This window comes from Nocardioides cavernae (genome assembly GCF_013410035.1).
GTDB classification, from domain to species: domain Bacteria; phylum Actinomycetota; class Actinomycetes; order Propionibacteriales; family Nocardioidaceae; genus Nocardioides; species Nocardioides cavernae_A.
This window is the reverse complement of the sequence record NZ_JACCBW010000007.1, coordinates 18,324-34,232: the sequence shown is the minus strand read 5'-3', so window position 1 is coordinate 34,232 and position 15,909 is coordinate 18,324. Positions and strand designations below refer to the sequence as shown.

The window sequence follows — 15,909 nt, the reverse complement described above, 5'->3', positions numbered from 1 at the left end:
CTGCCGCCTCTTTCCACTCGCGTGTGTCGGTTGGTTGTCGAAGTGAGCTGTCGTTCATCAGACCACACGGCCGGTCGGCCGCGAGGTCGTCGAGCCCGGCCCTCCCGGGGGTCGGAGGGCCGGGCTCGAGCATCGGGGACCGTCAGGGCGTCAGGTCCGGTTGTTCTCCTCCACCATCGCCACGATCTCGTCGTAGCGCGGGCTGCCCATGAAGTTGTCGACGGACACGTGGATCGCCGACGGGGTCCTCTCGCGGGCCCGGTCGGTCAGGTCCTGGTGGGTGACGACCAGGTCGACGTCGTCCTGGAGGTTGGAGATGGCCTTGTTGACCACCGTCACCTCACCGTGGCCGGCCGCCTGGATCTTCTTGCGGAGCACCGAGGCACCCATCGCCGAGGACCCCATGCCCGCGTCGCAGGCGAACACGATGTTGCGGATCTCGCGGGTGTCGGTGGCGGTCGCCGTGGCGGCGCCTCCGGTCAGGGTCCCGGCCACGGAGGACTTCTTGCCCTTCATGGACTCCATGTCCGCGGTCGCGGCGGCGAGGTCGCCCTCGTCGTCGGACTTGTCGGTCTTGAGCAGGAAGGCGGCCACCGCGAAGGAGGCGGCCGCTCCGCCGATGACGGAGAGGATGACCCCCACGTAGCTCCCACCCGGTGTCGCGATGAGCACCGCGATGATCGATCCCGGCGCAGCGGGTGCGCGCAGTCCGGAGCTGAAGGCCAGGTTGATGAAGATCTGGGTCATGCCGCCGGCGATCATCGCGAGGATGAGCTTGGGCTTCATCAGCACGTAGGGGAAGTAGATCTCGTGGATGCCGCCGACGAAGTGGATCAGCAGCGCGCCGGGGGCGGAGGCCCGGGCGGCGCCCTTGCCGAAGAACATGAAGGCGAGGAGCAGACCCGCGCCGGCGGCCGGGTTGGCCTCGAGCAGGAACAGGATCGACTTGCCGTCGGTGGCGGCCTCGGCCGTGCCGAGCGGGGTCAGGATGCCCTGGTTGATGGCGTTGTTGAGGAACAGCACCTTGGCCGGCTCGATGAAGACCGAGGTCAGCGGGAGCAGGTTGTTCTCCACGAGGAAGTCGATGATGTCCCCGGCGCGGGCGCTGAACCACTCGACGAAGGGACCCGCCACGACGAAGCCGACGATCGACAGGATCATGCCCCAGATGCCGGCCGAGAAGTTGTTGACGAGCATCTCGAAGCCCGGGCGGATCCGGTGGGACCACAGCGCGTCGAGCTTCTTCATCGACCAGCCGCCGAGCGGGCCCATGATCATCGCGCCGAGGAACATCGGGACGCCGGCGCCGACGATCGCGCCCGTGGTGGCGATCGCGCCGACGACACCGCCGCGGATGTTGTCGTCGTACATCATCCGGCCACCCGTGTACCCGATGAGCAGCGGGAGCAGGAACGTGATCATCGGGCCGACGATCCCGCCGCTCTCGGAGTTGCCCCAGCCGCCGAACTCGGCGACCCAGCTGTCGGGCGAGAGCCAGGCGTTGTCGCCGCCGCCGAGGTTGAGCCAGCCGACCTCGATGAACAGGGCGGTGATGAGTCCCCAGGCGATGAACGCGCCGATGTTGGGCAGGACCATGTTGGAGAGGAACGTGCCGAACTTCTGCACGCGGACCCGGGCGCCCGGGCGGGCGGCGGGAGAGGTTGTGGTCGCCATGCTGTGTGTCCTCCAATGGAACGAGGGGTGGGTGACCCCGATCACATGATGTACGGATTAAACCTCACGTTCGGGCCCGTTGCCAAGCATTCGGGCATGGATTCTGCCCGAACCTGTGGCTTTACCCGGGATCGGTGATCAGCCACCCAGCTGGCTGTCGAACAGCGCCCGCTCGACCTCGCCGTTCCAGGTGCCTCCGGGCCCGAGCTGGGCGGCGACCTCGGGCAGGCGCTCCGCGAGCTCGTCGAGGCCCATCAGGGGCAGGTCGTGGATCTGGGGGAAGATGAGGACCTTGCCGGAGTAGCTGCCGTCGACGAGGGCCTGGAGGCCGTCCTTGGCGGCCCGCATGCCGCCGACGGCCCCCACGATCGACCCCGGGGAGAGCTGGCCGGCGGTGGCGAGGTCCACGACCTGCTGCTGGTCGTGGATGGTGAGGCCCGACGTCCCGGTGTACTGGGCGTTGTCGAGGTAGACCGCGCTCAGGTTCAGCGGCGCGAGCGTGCCGTTGGGGACGCCGGCGAAGAAGACGAGCATGCCGTCGGACCTCATCAGGGTGTCCGCCTCGGCCATCACCTCGGCGATGGGGACGCTGACCACGACGTCGTCGGCCCCACGGCCGTCGGTGATGCCCATGACGAACTCGTGCAGCGACTGCTCGGCGGTCTGGGAGTTGAAGGTGACGAGCTCGCAATCGTTGACCTCGGCCAGGTGGCCGAGCCGGTCCTCGAGGCTCTTCAACCGCTCGTCGCTCACCTCGGTGGCGACGATCGTGCGCGGCCCGTCCTTCTGCTGCATGGCCCGCTGGACGTGCATCAGCCCCATCGGACCGCCCGCGCCGACGAACACCGTCGTGCCCCGGCGGCGCAGGTCGGCACGGTTGCGCGCCTCGCCGTAGGAGGCGGCGATGTCCGGGCCGCGCCCGCCGACGTAGGCGGTGTAGTCGTAGTGGAGGCGGCCCACGTCGGTCGCCACCAGGCCGTCGAGCTCGGTCTCGCCGACCAGGTTGAGGGTGCCCCGCCGGGCGATGTGCGTGGCCACCGAGCCCACGGTCGCCGCGGAGCGCGGGTCCAGCACGACGATGTCGTCGAAGCCCGCACCGTCGGTCAGCTCGTCCACCAGCGCCTGGTGGTCACCGTCGCCGATCCCGTCCCGCACGACCACGGTGGCGGAGGCCTGCTCCACGAGGGCCGCCACCGAGGCGGGCACGTCGGTGAGCACGACGGTGGCGGGCGCGTCCAGCCCGGACGAGAAGGAGTAGTCGCGCTCGTCGCCGGGCCGGCCGATGATCCACATCGTCCCGCCGGGCTTGGGCTCGAGGCGGCGTCGCTGGGTGTACGCCGCCATCACGCAGCCCCAGGGCTCCAGCGTCGAGGCCTCGGCGTACCCCATCGTCTCGGGGAGGGGCAGCAGACAGGCGCCGTCGTCGGTCTCGAGCATCTCCGCGCCCATGAGGTGGTACTGGGTGAGACCGCCCGGGATGGTGTAGCCGTAGGCGGTGCTCTTCCCGTCCTGGTAGATGTCGGGCTGCACGGCCAGGCGCTGACCGGCGTGGTAGCGGTCGCGGAGATTCTCCCCCACCTCGATCACCGTCAGGCTCACCTCGTGGCCGAGCCGGGTGGGGTCCGCGGACAGGTCACGGTCGTAGAGCTTGGGGTGGCTGCCGCCCTGCCGCATGATCTTCACGTCGGAGAAGCAGAGGCCCACGCTGTCGATGCGCACCAGCATGTGGTCGGCGTCGGGCGTGGGGACGGGGACCAGCTCGGGCTCGCCGTCCTGGCCCATGTTGTCCTCGCCCGCGCCGTGCAGGAACCAGGTCCAGGATCCCTCCGGCAGCTCGCCGTCTGCCGCGCGGTAGCGGTCGTACGCTGAAGTCATGCTTCCTCCGTCGTGAGGTGGGTGGGGGCGGGAACGGTCAGTGGCCGAGGAGCTCGCGCACGGCGGCGCGCGCGGCCATCGGGTCGGGGGCGCCGAGGGCGGCCTCGGCGGCGGCCTCGCAGGTCTCGAAGCTCACCCGGCCCAGCTGGGCGCCGACCGGGCGTACGGCGCGCGCCGCCATCGAGAGCGACGTGATGCCCATCCCGATGAGCGCGGTCGCGAGCAGGGGGTCCGCGGCGGCCTCGCCGCACACGCCCACCGGCTTGCCGGCCTCGGTGCCGGCGTGGGCCGTGATCGCGATCAGCTGGAGCACGGCCGGCTGCCAGGGATCGGTCAGGTGCGCCAGGTCGGTGGCCATCCGGTCGGCCGCCATGGCGTACTGGGTGAGGTCGTTGGTGCCGATGGAGAGGAAGTCGACGACCTCCAGCATCCGGTGCGCGAGCAGGGCGGCGCTGGGGATCTCGACCATCACGCCGGCCTTGAGCCCGCGCCCGCGGACCTTGGCGGAGAAGTCCGCGGCCTCCGCGACGGTGGCGACCATCGGCGCCATCACCCAGGTCTCGGTGCCGGTGCGCTCGGCCGCCGCGGCGATGCCGTCGAGCTGCCGGTCGAGCAGACCGGGGTTGTCGAAGCTGAGCCGCAGGCCGCGCACGCCGAGGGCGGGGTTCTCCTCGCCGTCGTGGGTGGCGAAGGCGACCGGCTTGTCCGACCCGGCGTCGAGGGTGCGGACGACGACGTAGCGCCCGTCGGAGTAGGGCGCGAGGACGGCACTGTAGATGTCGGCCTGCTCCTCGGCCGTCGGCTCCTCCTTGCGGTCCAGGAAGCACAGCTCGGTGCGGAACAGGCCCACCCCGCCGACCGGCTCGGTGCCCGCGGACTCCGCGGACGCACCGTCGGCGACGTTGGCCAGGAGCTTGAACGGCAGGCCGTCGGAGGTCGACGGCGGGCCGCTCCAGCTGGCGAGCTCCTCGCGCAGCCGGCGGCTCTCCTCGACGCGGCCGCGTGCCTCGTCGGGGTCGGCCCCCTGCTCGATCGTGCCGGCCTCGCCGTCGACGACGACGAAGGTGCCCGCCGGGACCTCCATGATCCCGGCCGCACCGACCACGCACGGGATGCCGAGCTGGCGGGCGATGATCGCGGTGTGGCTGGTGGCCCCGCCGCGCTCGGTCACCAGCGCGGTGACGAGGGCGGGGTCGAGGCCCGAGGTGTCGCTGGGCGCGAGGTCCTCGGCGACGAGGACGGAGGGCTCGGTCGGCGTCGGAACGCCCGGCGCGGGCTCGCCGACGAGGTGCGCGACCACGCGGCGCTCGATGTCGCGCAGGTCGGTGACCCGCTCGGCCATGAGGCCGCCCATGGTGGTGAAGATCGTGACGAACTGGTCGACCGCGCCCTGCACCGCCGTGACGGGTCCCTGCCCGGCCTGCAGGTTCTTCGCCACCGCGGAGCGCAGGCCCTTGTCGCGGGCCAGGCCCGCGCTCGCGGTCAGCACCTCGGCTGCCGCGCCTTGGGCGTTGGCCGCCTTCGACGAGAAGGTCTCCGCCACGGCCTCCGCGGCCCCGTCGTACGCCGCCAGCGCAGCGTCCGCGCCGGCGAAGTCACCGTCGCCGTAGCGGGCGATCGCGTCGGGCGAGACCTCCCCACGCACGTGCAGCACCGGACCGGCGGCGACGCCCGGCACGACCGGGGTCCCGCTCAACGACGTGGAGGAAGACTCGGGTGTGGTCATGGACACACCGTAGAACACCGGGATGTTGACAAGCAACACGTTCGGGACTAAAACAACACATACACAGATCACCCCGGAGGTGGACCATGTACGCGGAAGAACGCCAGCAGGCGATGGCTCACCTGATCAGTCGGCGGGGTCGGCTGTCCGTGGTCCAGCTGGCCGAGCAGTTCGAGGTCACCACCGAGACGGTCCGCCGCGACCTGTCGACGCTGGACCGGATGGGACTGGTCCGCCGCGTCCACGGTGGTGCGGTGCCTGCCGGCTCCCTCTCGGTCATCGAATCAGGGATCGGCGAGCGTGACCAGTCGAACACGCAGGCCAAGGAGGCGATCGCCGGCGCCGCGGTCGCCCTGCTCCCCCCGCCGGACTCGGTGGTGGTCATCGACGCCGGCAGCACCACCGCGCGGTTCGCCGCCGCCCTCCCCCGCGACCACCGGCTGACCGTGATCACCCACGCCGTGCCCGTGGCCACGCGGCTCGCCGGCCTGCCGCAGATCGAGCTGCACCTGCTCCCGGGCAAGGTGCGACCCACCACCCACGCCGCCGTCGGGTCCGACACGGTGGCGGCGCTGGCCGACCTGCGCGCCGACGTCGCCTTCATCGCGACCAACGGGCTCACCGTCGGGCACGGGCTGACCACGCCCGACAGTGACGAAGCGGCCAGCAAGCGTGCCATGATCGCGTGTGCGCGCAAGACGGTCGTGCTGGCGGACTCCACGAAGCTCGGGGTCGAGACGGCCGTGCGCTTCGCCACGCTGGACAGCCTCGACGTCCTGGTCACCGACAGCGACATCGAGCCCGCCGACCGCCGCGCCCTCGAGGCCGCCGGGATCGAGGTCGTGATCGCATGATCCTGACCCTCACCCCCAACCCGAGCATCGACCGCACGGTCGCCCTCGACGGCGAGCTCGCCCGCGGCCAGGTCCACCGGGTCGCGTCCGTGACGTCGCAGGCCGGCGGCAAGGGAGTGAACATCTCCCGCGCGGCCGTCAGCGCCGACATCCCCAGCATCGCCGTCGTGCCCGCCGCCAAGGACGACCCGTTCGTGCTCGAGCTCCTCGGCGCCGGCATCGACTGCCGCCCCGTGCGCCCCGCCGGGGACGTCCGCGTCAACCTCACCATCACCGAGCCGGACGGCACCACGACCAAGCTCAACTCCCCCGGCGCCGAGGTGCTGCCGCTGCACCTCGAGCTGATGGCCCAGGCCGTCCTCGTCCGGGCGTCCAGCGCCGACTGGACCGTGCTCGCCGGCTCCCTGCCGGCGGGTGCCCCGCCGTCGTACTACGCCGAGCTCGTACGCCGCCTCCGCGAGGTCGGCGGCCGGGTGGCGGTCGACACCAGCGAGGCGCCGCTGCAGGCGCTCGTCGACGCCCTCCCGGCCTCGGCCCCGGACCTGATGAAGCCCAACGGCGAGGAGCTCGCGTCGTTCACCGGCGGCGACGCCGACGAGCTCGAGTCCGACCCGCGGGCCACCGCCAGGGCCGCCCGGCAGCTCATCGACCGCGGCGTCGGCGCCGTCCTCGCGACCCTCGGCGGCAACGGTGCCGTGCTCGTCACGCCCGACGGCGCCTGGCACGCGTCGCCGCCGCCCACGACCGTCGTCAGCACCGTGGGTGCCGGCGACTCCAGCCTCTTCGGCTACCTGCTCGGCGACATCCGTGGGCTCCCCGCCCCGGAGCGCCTGGCTCTGGCCGTCGCCTACGGCAGCGCCGCCGCAGGTCTTCCCGGCACGACCATCCCCCAGCCCTCGCAGCTCCGCACCGAGCTCGTCGGCGTCACCGCACTGACTGCTCCCCCGGAAGGCACACCATGACCGCACTCATCACCACCGAGCTCGTCCGGCTGGGCGCCGACTGGGGCTCGGACAAGCACGACGTCATCCGGGCGCTCGCCGGGGTCGTCGACGACGCCGGGCGCGCGACCGACAAGGACCAGCTCGTCACCGACGCGTTCGCCCGCGAGTCGACCTCCGCGACCGGGCTCCCCGGCGGCATCGCGATCCCCCACTGCCGCACCTCCGGGGTCGAGACCCCGACCCTGGCGTTCGCCCGTCTCGAGCCGGGTGTGGACTTCGGCGCCAAGGACGGACCGGCCGACCTCGCGTTCCTCATCGCGGCTCCCGCCGACGGCGACGCCGACCACCTGACGATCCTCACCAAGCTGGCCCGCGCCCTGGTCAAGCCGGCCTTCACCGACGCCCTGCGCCACGCGGAGTCCGTCGAGGAGGTCGTCGACCTCGTCACCCACGAGCTCGGCGAGCCCGCCCCGCAGAGGTCCGCCGCCCCCGCCTCCGGTGCCCCCTCCGGCACCGCGACCCCGACCCAGGGCGAGACGGCGCCCGCCGCGGGCTCCGCACCGGTCGGCGGCTCGACGCCCGCCGCCACCGGCACCTCCGCGTCGGCTGCTCCGTCGGGCGACACGCCGTCGCTGGTCGCGGTCACCGCCTGCCCGACCGGCATCGCCCACACCTACATGGCCGCCGAGGCCCTCGAGGCCGCCGCCGAGCGCGCGGGCGTACGCCTCCAGGTCGAGACACAGGGCTCGGCCGGCTCCACGCCGCTGTCCCCCGACACCATCGCCGCCGCCGGCGCCGTCATCTTCGCGGTCGACGTGGGCGTCCGCGACCGCTCGCGGTTCGCCGGCAAGCCGATGGTGAGCTCCGGCGTGAAGCGACCGATCGACGACGCCGACGCGATGATCGCCGAGGCCCTGCGCTACGCCGCCGACCCGGCCGGCTCGCCGAGGGTCGAGGGCGACGCCTCCGCCGCCGGCGGCGGGTCGACCACGGCCGACGAGTCGTGGGGCGGGCGGATCCGCCGCGTCCTGATGACCGGCGTGTCCTACATGATCCCGTTCGTCGCCGCCGGCGGCCTCCTGATCGCCCTCGGCTTCCTGTTCGCCGGCTACGAGGTCACCGGCCCCGCCGGCGACATCGTCACGGGCAACACCTTCTTCAACCTCCCCGACCCGACGGCCCTCGGCCTCGAGCGCGTCCCGGGCGACTCCGGGTTCATGCTCTACATCGGCTCGCTGCTGTTCTCGCTCGGCGCCGCGGCCTTCGGCTTCCTCGTGCCGGCGCTGGCCGGCTACATCTCGTACGCCATCGCGGACCGCCCCGGCATCGCGCCCGGCTTCGTGATGGGCGCGGTCGCGGGCATCATCAACTCCGGCTTCCTCGGCGGCATCGTCGGCGGTGTCCTCGCCGGCGTCAGCGCCCACTGGATCGCGTCCTGGAAGGTCCCGACCTGGGCCCGCGGCCTGATGCCGGTGCTGGTCATCCCCCTGCTCGCCACCCTCATCTCCGGCTTCGTGATGATCGTGATCCTCGGCCGGCCGCTCGCCAGCCTCATGTCGAACCTCACCGACGGCCTCAACAGCCTCTCGGGCGGCTCCGCGGTCCTGCTCGGTGTGATCCTCGGCCTGATGATGGCCTTCGACATGGGCGGGCCGCTCAACAAGACGGCGTACGCCTTCGCCACCGCCGGTCTGGGTGCCGCGGCCACCGCCACCGACGCTCCCGAGCTCAAGGTCATGGCCGCGGTCATGCTCGCCGGCATGGTGCCCCCGCTCGCCCTCGCGCTCGCGACCGTCGTCCGCCCCGGGCTGTTCACGGTCCCGGAGCGCGAGAACGGCAAGGCCGCCTGGCTGATGGGCGCGTCCTTCATCACCGAGGGCGCCATCCCGTTCGCGGCGGCCGACCCGCTGCGGGTGATCCCGTCGATCATGGCCGGGAGCGCGGTGACCGGCGCCCTCTCCATGGGCCTCGACGTGGGGCTCCGCGCCCCGCACGGCGGCATCTTCGTGCTCTTCGCGGTCGACAACAAGGTGTGGTTCCTCGTCGCCCTGGTCGCGGGGGTGCTCGTGTCGACCGCCCTCGTCGTCGCCCTCAAGAGCATGGGTCGCCGCGACACCGACCTCGCTACTGTCTGACCCCAGCCCGACCGTACGCCCGACAACCCTCCCGACAACCCAAGGAGAACCATGCCCAGCAAGTCCGTCGTCGTCGGCTCCGCCGTCGGCCTGCACGCCCGTCCCGCCGCGATCATCGCCGAGAAGGCGGGCGAGCTCGGCTCCGACGTGACCATCAACGGGGTCGACGCGAGCTCCTCGCTGATGATCATGACCCTGGGCGCCGGCAACGGCGACACCGTCGAGGTGGCCGGTGACGACCAGGCCGCGGTCGACGCGATCGCCGCGCTCGTCGAGCAGGACCTCGACGCCTGAGACGCCCCGTGGGCGGTGCGTGAGCCACGTTCTGCAGGTCTGGAAGGTGGCTCACGCACCGCCCACACCCATGTCCGGCCCCGACACGCTGCCGGTCGGTGCGTGAGACACGTTCCGAGCCCCGAGAAGGTGGCTCACGCACCGCTCAGGGGCGCGAGCGCGTGGCGACGTACACCGCGCGCATCCCGACGGCCCGCTCGAGGTGGCTCTCCACCACCGAGAAGAACTGCCGCCGGTAGGTGTCGTCGGTGACGGCCGAGACGGTGAAGTAGAACCCGCTGAAGGACGCGAGGAAGAGCGAGACCTTCATCAGCGACAGCGACGCCTGCGGCAGGAACGGCGCGTTGCCGACGTCGCTGCGGCCGGTCCACGACTCCTGCGTCGCGGTCTCCATGACCAGCGACCCGAACAGCATGAAGAACACGAAGACGGTCACCGACAGCAGCAGGACCTGCACCGCCTGGATCACCAGCAGCACGAGGATGAGGTTCCACCGCTCGAAGCCGGACACCTGGGCGTGCTCCAGCGGGTCGATCGAGGGGTCGGCGGCGACCTCCCGGCTCGCCTGCTCCAGCGGCGTGCCGGCACACGCGCGTACGACGAACTCGTCGTCGACCTCGTCGTCGACCCGGTCGACCTCCTCCGGCAGCCGCACCAGCAGGAACAGCACCGCGAGGCCGAACATCAGCAGCACGGTGAACCACAGCAGCCCGAAGGGCAGGTTGGACGTCATCTCCCACGCCTCGGCGTTGACGAAGAGGAACGTCACGAAGACCAGCAGTAGGGGCAGCGCCCGCGACGCCATCGGCGCGATGAACCGCACGCTGCCCAGGGTGCGGGACAGCGCGAAGGCGAGGATCGGGCGGGCGTGGAGCGCGGTCGCGGCGTACGCCAGCAGGCCGAGGACGGTGACCGAGAGCCACAGCGCCGGCCCGGCGGCCCAGGCGTCCGAGGACCACGCGAGGAGACCGGCGCCGGCGGCGAGGACCAGCAGCGCGAACGCGAGCCCCGCCAGCCTCCGTGGTCGCAGCCCGGCGCGCGCGGCGGCGCGCTCCTCGGGGACGAAGTAGGGCAGGCCGTGGTCGAGGAACCACGCCTCGACCGGGGTGCGGTCCTGCGTCACCCGAGGAGCTCGCGCGCGCGGCGCACGTCGTCGGCCATCGTCTCGAGCAGCGCGTCGATGCCCTCGAACTTCACCATGCCGCGCAGCCGCTCGACGAACTCGACGAGCACCTCGACGCCGTAGAGCTCGAGGTCGTCGCGGCCCAGGACGTAGGACTCGACGCGGCGCTCGCGCTCGCCCTCGAAGGTCGGGTTGGTGCCCACCGAGATCGCGGCGGGGAAGCGCTCCCCGGTGTCGAGCCGGGTCAGCCAGCCGGCGTAGATGCCGTCCGCCGGCGCGGCGTCGATCGGTGGGATCGGGACGTTGGCCGTCGGGTAGCCGAGCTCGCGGCCGCGCTTGTCGCCCTCGACGACCGTGCCGCGCACGGTGAAGGGGCGGCCCAGCGCCTCGGTCGCGCCGGCGACGTCGCCGGTGGACAGGCACTGGCGGACGTAGGTCGAGCTCCACACCTGCGGGCCGCCGTCCAGCGGCACGCCGACCGTCTCGAAGCCGCGGGTGGCGCCCGCCTCGACGAGCGTGGCGACCTCGCCGGCGGCCTTGGCGCCGAAGCGGAAGTTGGCGCCGACCACGACGGCTCCGGCGTGGAGCGCGTCGACGAGGATCCGGTCGATGAACTGCTCCGGCGACCAGGCGGCGATCTCGCGGTCGAAGCCGATCACCAGGATCGAGTCGACGCCGGCCGACTCCAGCAGCCGCGCGCGGGTGTCGATGGAGGTCAGCGTCGGCGGGGCGTGGTCGGGCCGCAGCACGGCCATCGGGTGCGGGTCGAACGTCACCGCGACGACCGTGTCGATGCCGAGCCGGTCGGCGGTCGCGCGCGCCTCCCGCAGCACGTGGGCGTGCCCGAGGTGCACGCCGTCGAAGTTGCCGATGCTGACGACCGTGCGGCCGAGGTCGGCCGGCACGTCGTCGACGTCACGCCAGATCTGCACGCGCGAAGCCTACTGGCGCGCTCAGACGAAGACGGCGACCGGTCGGGCCTGCTCGCCCCGCGCCTCGTAGAGCGCGAGGAACTCACCGTCGGGAGCGAAGACCGCGTGCGCGCCCGGACCCGGCAGGGCGAGGTCGAGCGGACGGCCGAAGCGCACGTGCGAGGCCTGCTCCTCGTCGAGGTCCACGCCGGCGAAGGACGCTCGCGCCGCAGCGGCGATCGGCACCATCGCGAGGTCGTCGCCGAGCTGCTCCAGGGTGCGTGCCACGTCGAGACCGAATGGACCGACAGCCGTACGCCGCAACGCGGTCAGGTGCCCGCCCACCCCGAGGGCCTGCCCGACGTCGCGGGCGATCGCCCGGACGTAGGTGCCGGACGAGCAGCGCACCGAGATGTCCACGTCGAGCCAGTCGCCGACGACGTGCTGGTCGTGCACCACCAGCTCGTGGATCGTCACCGGCCGCGCCTTGAGCTCGACCTGCTCCCCGTCGCGCACCCGCTGGTAGGCGCGCTTGCCGTCGACCTTGATCGCCGAGACGGCGGTCGGCACCTGCTCGATGTCCCCGACGAGCTCCTCGAACTCCGCCGCGACCAGACCGGGCTGGTGGAACGAGGCGGCGGTCTCGGCGACGACCTCGCCCTCGGCGTCGTCGGTGGTCGTCGAGACGCCCAGCCGCACCGTGGCGTCGTAGGACTTCTCGGTGAGCATGAGGTGCCCGAGCAGCCGCGTGGCGCGGTCGACGCCCAGCACCAGCACACCCGTCGCCATCGGGTCCAGCGTGCCGGCGTGGCCGACCTTGCGGGTGCCGGCGAGCCGGCGCACCCGGGCCACCACGTCGTGCGAGGTCATGCCCGGGGCCTTGTCGACGACGACCAGACCGGGGTCGGCCATCAGTCGTCGAGGTCCTCTGGGTGGGCCCTGCCGGCGCCGTCGGCGTCGTCCTCGTCGTCCTCGTCGTCCTCGTCGTCCTCGACGACGCGCGGCTTCTTGTAGGGGTCCGCCTCACCGGCGTACGCCTCCACGCGGCGCGCGGCGACCTCCTCGTCCTGCTGGCGGGCGCGCTCGAGCACCTCGTCGAGCGCACGCGCGCTCTCCGGCAGCGCGTCGGGGATGAAGGTCAGGGACGGCACGATCCGCATGCCGAGCTGCTTGGCGACCTCGGAGCGGATGACGCCCTTGGCCGACTCGAGCGCCGCCGCGGTGCTGGCGAGCTCCTCCTCGGCGCCGAGGACGGTGTAGAAGATCGACGCCTGCTGGGAGTCGCCGGTGACGCGGACGTCGGTGACGGTCACGAAGCCCAGACGCGGGTCCTTGATCCGGCGCTCGAGCATCTCGGCGACGATCACCTGGATCCGGTCGGCGATCTTCCGCACGCGGGGGTTGCTGCTCATGGTGCTCACTCTCTCGGGCAGGTCGGCTCGTGGCTCGACTCCAACGTACCGAGTCGGCGCCTCCCCACACGCGGTGGGGAGACGCCGACTCGGGTGGTGCTGCGGATCGATCAGCCGCGCGGGATCTCGCGCATCTCGAAGGACTCGACGATGTCGCCGATCTTGATGTCCTGGAAGTTGCGGAGCACCAGACCACACTCGAAGCCCTCGCGGACCTCGGAGGCGTCGTCCTTCTCGCGGCGGAGCGAGGCCAGGTCCAGGTTGTCCTGGACGACCGCGCCGTCGCGGATGACGCGCACCTTGGCGTTGCGGCGGATGAGACCCGAGGTGACCATGCAGCCTGCGATGTTGCCGGCCTTGGACGAGCGGAAGATCTCGCGGATCTCCGCCTGCCCGAGGGTCGACTCCTCGTAGATCGGCTTGAGCATGCCCTTGAGCGCGGCCTCGATCTCCTCGATGGCCTGGTAGATCACCGTGTAGTAGCGGATCTCCACGCCCTCGCGGTCGGCCATCTCGGTCGCCTTGCCCTGCGGGCGGACGTTGAAGCCGATGATGATCGCGTCGGAGGCAGCCGCCAGGTCGACGTTGGTCTCGGTGATGGCACCGACACCGCGGTCGATCACGCGCAGCGACACCTCGTCGCCGACGTCGATCTGCGACAGCGCGTCCTCGAGGGCCTCGACCGAGCCGGACACGTCGCCCTTGAGGATGAGGTTGAGCTCCTGGCTCTCGCCCTTCTCCATGGAGGCCATGAAGTCCTCGAGGCTGCGACGCACGCGACGCTTGGCCTGCATGGCCGCACGCTCGCGCGCCTCGCGCTTCTCGGCGATCTGGCGGGCCATGCGGTCGTCCTCGACCACGATGAAGTTCTGGCCCGCACCCGGCACCGCCGAGAGGCCCAGGACCATCGCCGGACGCGACGGGTCGGCCTCGGCGATCTCGTTGCCGTGCTCGTCGAGCATGGCGCGGACACGGCCGTGGGCCGGACCCGCCACGATCGAGTCGCCGACCCGCAGCGTGCCGCGCTGGACCAGCACGGTCGCGACGGGGCCGCGGCCCCGGTCGAGGTGCGCCTCGACGACGAGGCCCTGGGCGTCCTGGTCGGGGTTGGCCCGCAGGTCCAGGGACGCGTCGGCGGTGAGGACGACGGCCTCGAGCAGCTTGTCGAGGTTGAGGTTGGCCTTGGCCGAGACATCGACGAACATCGCGTCGCCGCCGTACTCCTCGGGGATCAGGCCGTACTCGGTGAGCTGGCCGCGGACCTTCGTCGAGTCGGCCTCCGGCTTGTCGATCTTGTTGACCGCCACGACGATCGGCACCTCGGCGGCCTTGGCGTGGTTGAGCGCCTCGACCGTCTGCGGCATCACGCCGTCGTCGGCCGCGACCACGAGGATCGCGATGTCGGTGGCCTGGGCACCACGGGCACGCATGGCGGTGAACGCCTCGTGACCGGGGGTGTCGATGAGGGTGATGCGACGGTCCTCGCCCTCGACCTCGGTGTGGACCTGGTAGGCACCGATGTGCTGGGTGATGCCACCGGCCTCCTTGTCGACGACGTTGGCGTTGCGCAGCGCGTCGAGGAGCTTGGTCTTTCCGTGGTCGACGTGACCCATGACGGTCACGACCGGCGGGCGTACGACCAGGTCGCCCTCGTCGCCCTCGTCGGCACCGAACTCGAGGTCGAACGTCTCGAGCAGCTCGCGGTCCTCGTCCTCGGGCGAGACGATCTGCACGACGTAGTTGAGCTCCTCGCCGAGCAGCTCGAACGTCTCGTCACCGACCGACTGGGTCGAGGTCACCATCTCGCCGAGCGAGAACAGCATCTGCACGAGCGCTGCCGCGTCGACGTTGATCCGCTCGGCGAAGTCGGTCAGCGAGGCGCCACGCGGGAGACGGACGGTCTCGCCGTTGCCCTTGCGGACGCGCACGCCGCCGATCGTCGGGGCCTCCATGGCCTCGAACTCCTGGCGACGGGCGCGCTTCGACTTGCGACCGCGACGCGACGGGCCGCCGGGGCGACCGAACGCGCCCTGGGTCTGGCCGCGCTGGCCGGGACGACCGCCACCGGGGCGACCGCCACCGGACGGGCCGAAGCCACCGGGACGCCCGGGGGCACCGCCCGGGGCTCCACCCGGAGCACCGCCGCGACCCGGAGCGCCACCGCGCGAGGGGGCACCGGGACGGCCGGGGCCGCCACCGGGTCCGCCACGGGCCGGACGGGCGCCCGGACCGTTGCCGAACGCCGCCGGGGACTTCGGCATCATCGCGGGGTTGGGACGCGGCATGCCCGGACGGGCCTCGCCACCACCGGCCGGCGGACGCGGCGGGCGGTTGTCGTCGCCACCGGTGCGCGGGGCGGGACGCTGGCCCATGCCCTGGCTCGGGGCGAACGGGTTGTTGCCGGGGCGCGGCGCACCGGGCCGGCCGACCGGGCGGGGAGCCGGGCTCGGCGACTTCGCGGCCGGGGCGGCGGGCGCCTCGGGCTCGGCCGTCGGGGCCTCGGGCTCGGCGGCCGGGGCCTTGGGGCCGGGCCTGGGGCCGGGCCTGGCGGCCGGAGCGGCAGGTGCGGCTGCGGCAGGTGCCTCGGTCGCAGGTGCCTCGGTCGCGGGTGCCTCGGTCGCGGGTGCCTCGGTCGCGGGTGCCTCGGCGGCGGGTGCCGCCTCCTCGACGGGGGCGGCCGGGGCCTTGGGACCGGGCTTCGGCGCGGCCTTCTTGGCGGCGGGCTTCTCAGCCGGCGCCGCCGTCTCGGCGGGCGCTGCGGCCGCTGCGGCCTTCAGCTCGTCGCCGTACTGCTTCTTGAAGCGCATCTCGACGGGGGGCTCGACGGTCGACGACGCCGACTTGACGAACTCCCCCATCTCCTTGAGCTTCTCGAGAACGAACTTGCTCTCGACTCCGAACTCCTTGGCGAGTTCGTGGACTCGGGTCTTTGCCACGGTGGTTTTTCGCTCCTTCTGGTCC

The 15,909-nt window shown here is 72.3% G+C and carries 12 protein-coding genes; 4 read left to right on the top strand and 8 right to left on the bottom strand.

Features of this window, described 5'->3' with window-relative positions; all coding sequences use genetic code 11:
* Positions 1 to 150 precede the first annotated feature (150 nt).
* The 3 genes from F4692_RS19920 to ptsP form a co-directional block, all read right to left on the bottom strand.
* The gene (locus F4692_RS19920; RefSeq protein WP_179621485.1) at positions 151 to 1,674 is read right to left on the bottom strand and encodes a PTS mannitol transporter subunit IIBC; all 1,524 of its coding nucleotides are present in this window, start codon (positions 1,672 to 1,674) and stop codon (positions 151 to 153) included.
* A gap of 138 nt (positions 1,675 to 1,812) precedes the next feature.
* Positions 1,813 to 3,549 (bottom strand): zinc-binding dehydrogenase, encoded by a 1,737-nt coding sequence (locus F4692_RS19915; protein ID WP_179621484.1) that lies wholly within the window; start codon positions 3,547 to 3,549, stop codon positions 1,813 to 1,815.
* 37 nt (positions 3,550 to 3,586) lie between these two features.
* Positions 3,587 to 5,275, bottom strand: a complete 1,689-nt coding sequence (ptsP, locus tag F4692_RS19910; RefSeq protein ID WP_179621483.1) for a phosphoenolpyruvate--protein phosphotransferase — start codon at positions 5,273 to 5,275, stop codon at positions 3,587 to 3,589.
* 86 nt (positions 5,276 to 5,361) lie between these two features.
* On the opposite strand from ptsP, the gene F4692_RS19905 reads away from it, so the two are divergent.
* From F4692_RS19905 to F4692_RS19890, 4 genes are read left to right on the top strand one after another with little or no spacing between them, the layout of a single operon-like run.
* Positions 5,362 to 6,129, top strand: a complete 768-nt coding sequence (locus F4692_RS19905; RefSeq protein ID WP_179621482.1) for a DeoR/GlpR family DNA-binding transcription regulator — start codon at positions 5,362 to 5,364, stop codon at positions 6,127 to 6,129.
* Positions 6,126 to 7,091 (top strand): 1-phosphofructokinase family hexose kinase, encoded by a 966-nt coding sequence (locus tag F4692_RS19900; RefSeq protein WP_179621481.1) that lies wholly within the window; start codon positions 6,126 to 6,128, stop codon positions 7,089 to 7,091. The genes F4692_RS19905 and F4692_RS19900 overlap by 4 nt, the downstream gene beginning before the upstream one ends.
* On the top strand, positions 7,088 to 9,208 hold the full coding sequence (locus tag F4692_RS19895) for a PTS fructose transporter subunit IIABC (protein WP_179621480.1): 2,121 nt from the start codon (positions 7,088 to 7,090) through the stop codon (positions 9,206 to 9,208). The genes F4692_RS19900 and F4692_RS19895 overlap by 4 nt, the downstream gene beginning before the upstream one ends.
* A 51-nt stretch (positions 9,209 to 9,259) precedes the next feature.
* A complete protein-coding gene (locus F4692_RS19890; protein WP_056602465.1) occupies positions 9,260 to 9,502 on the top strand; it encodes an HPr family phosphocarrier protein in 243 nt (80 codons plus the stop codon).
* A gap of 145 nt (positions 9,503 to 9,647) precedes the next feature.
* Here F4692_RS19890 and F4692_RS19885 read toward each other — a convergent pair whose 3' ends face one another.
* From F4692_RS19885 to infB, 5 genes are all read right to left on the bottom strand, one after another.
* Positions 9,648 to 10,625: a hypothetical protein gene (locus F4692_RS19885; RefSeq protein ID WP_179621479.1), complete on the bottom strand. Its 978-nt coding sequence runs from the start codon at positions 10,623 to 10,625 to the stop codon at positions 9,648 to 9,650.
* A complete protein-coding gene (locus F4692_RS19880; protein WP_179621478.1) occupies positions 10,622 to 11,557 on the bottom strand; it encodes a bifunctional riboflavin kinase/FAD synthetase in 936 nt (311 codons plus the stop codon). Before F4692_RS19880 ends, F4692_RS19885 begins: the two co-directional genes overlap by 4 nt.
* Before the next feature lie 21 nt (positions 11,558 to 11,578).
* Positions 11,579 to 12,448, bottom strand: coding sequence for a tRNA pseudouridine(55) synthase TruB (gene truB, locus F4692_RS19875; RefSeq protein ID WP_179621477.1), 870 nt, complete (start codon positions 12,446 to 12,448; stop codon positions 11,579 to 11,581).
* Positions 12,448 to 12,948 (bottom strand): 30S ribosome-binding factor RbfA, encoded by a 501-nt coding sequence (gene rbfA / locus F4692_RS19870; RefSeq protein WP_179621476.1) that lies wholly within the window; start codon positions 12,946 to 12,948, stop codon positions 12,448 to 12,450. The genes truB and rbfA overlap by 1 nt, the downstream gene beginning before the upstream one ends.
* 110 nt (positions 12,949 to 13,058) lie before the next feature.
* Positions 13,059 to 15,884: a translation initiation factor IF-2 gene (gene infB / locus F4692_RS19865; RefSeq protein WP_179621475.1), complete on the bottom strand. Its 2,826-nt coding sequence runs from the start codon at positions 15,882 to 15,884 to the stop codon at positions 13,059 to 13,061.
* Positions 15,885 to 15,909: the final 25 nt, after the last annotated feature.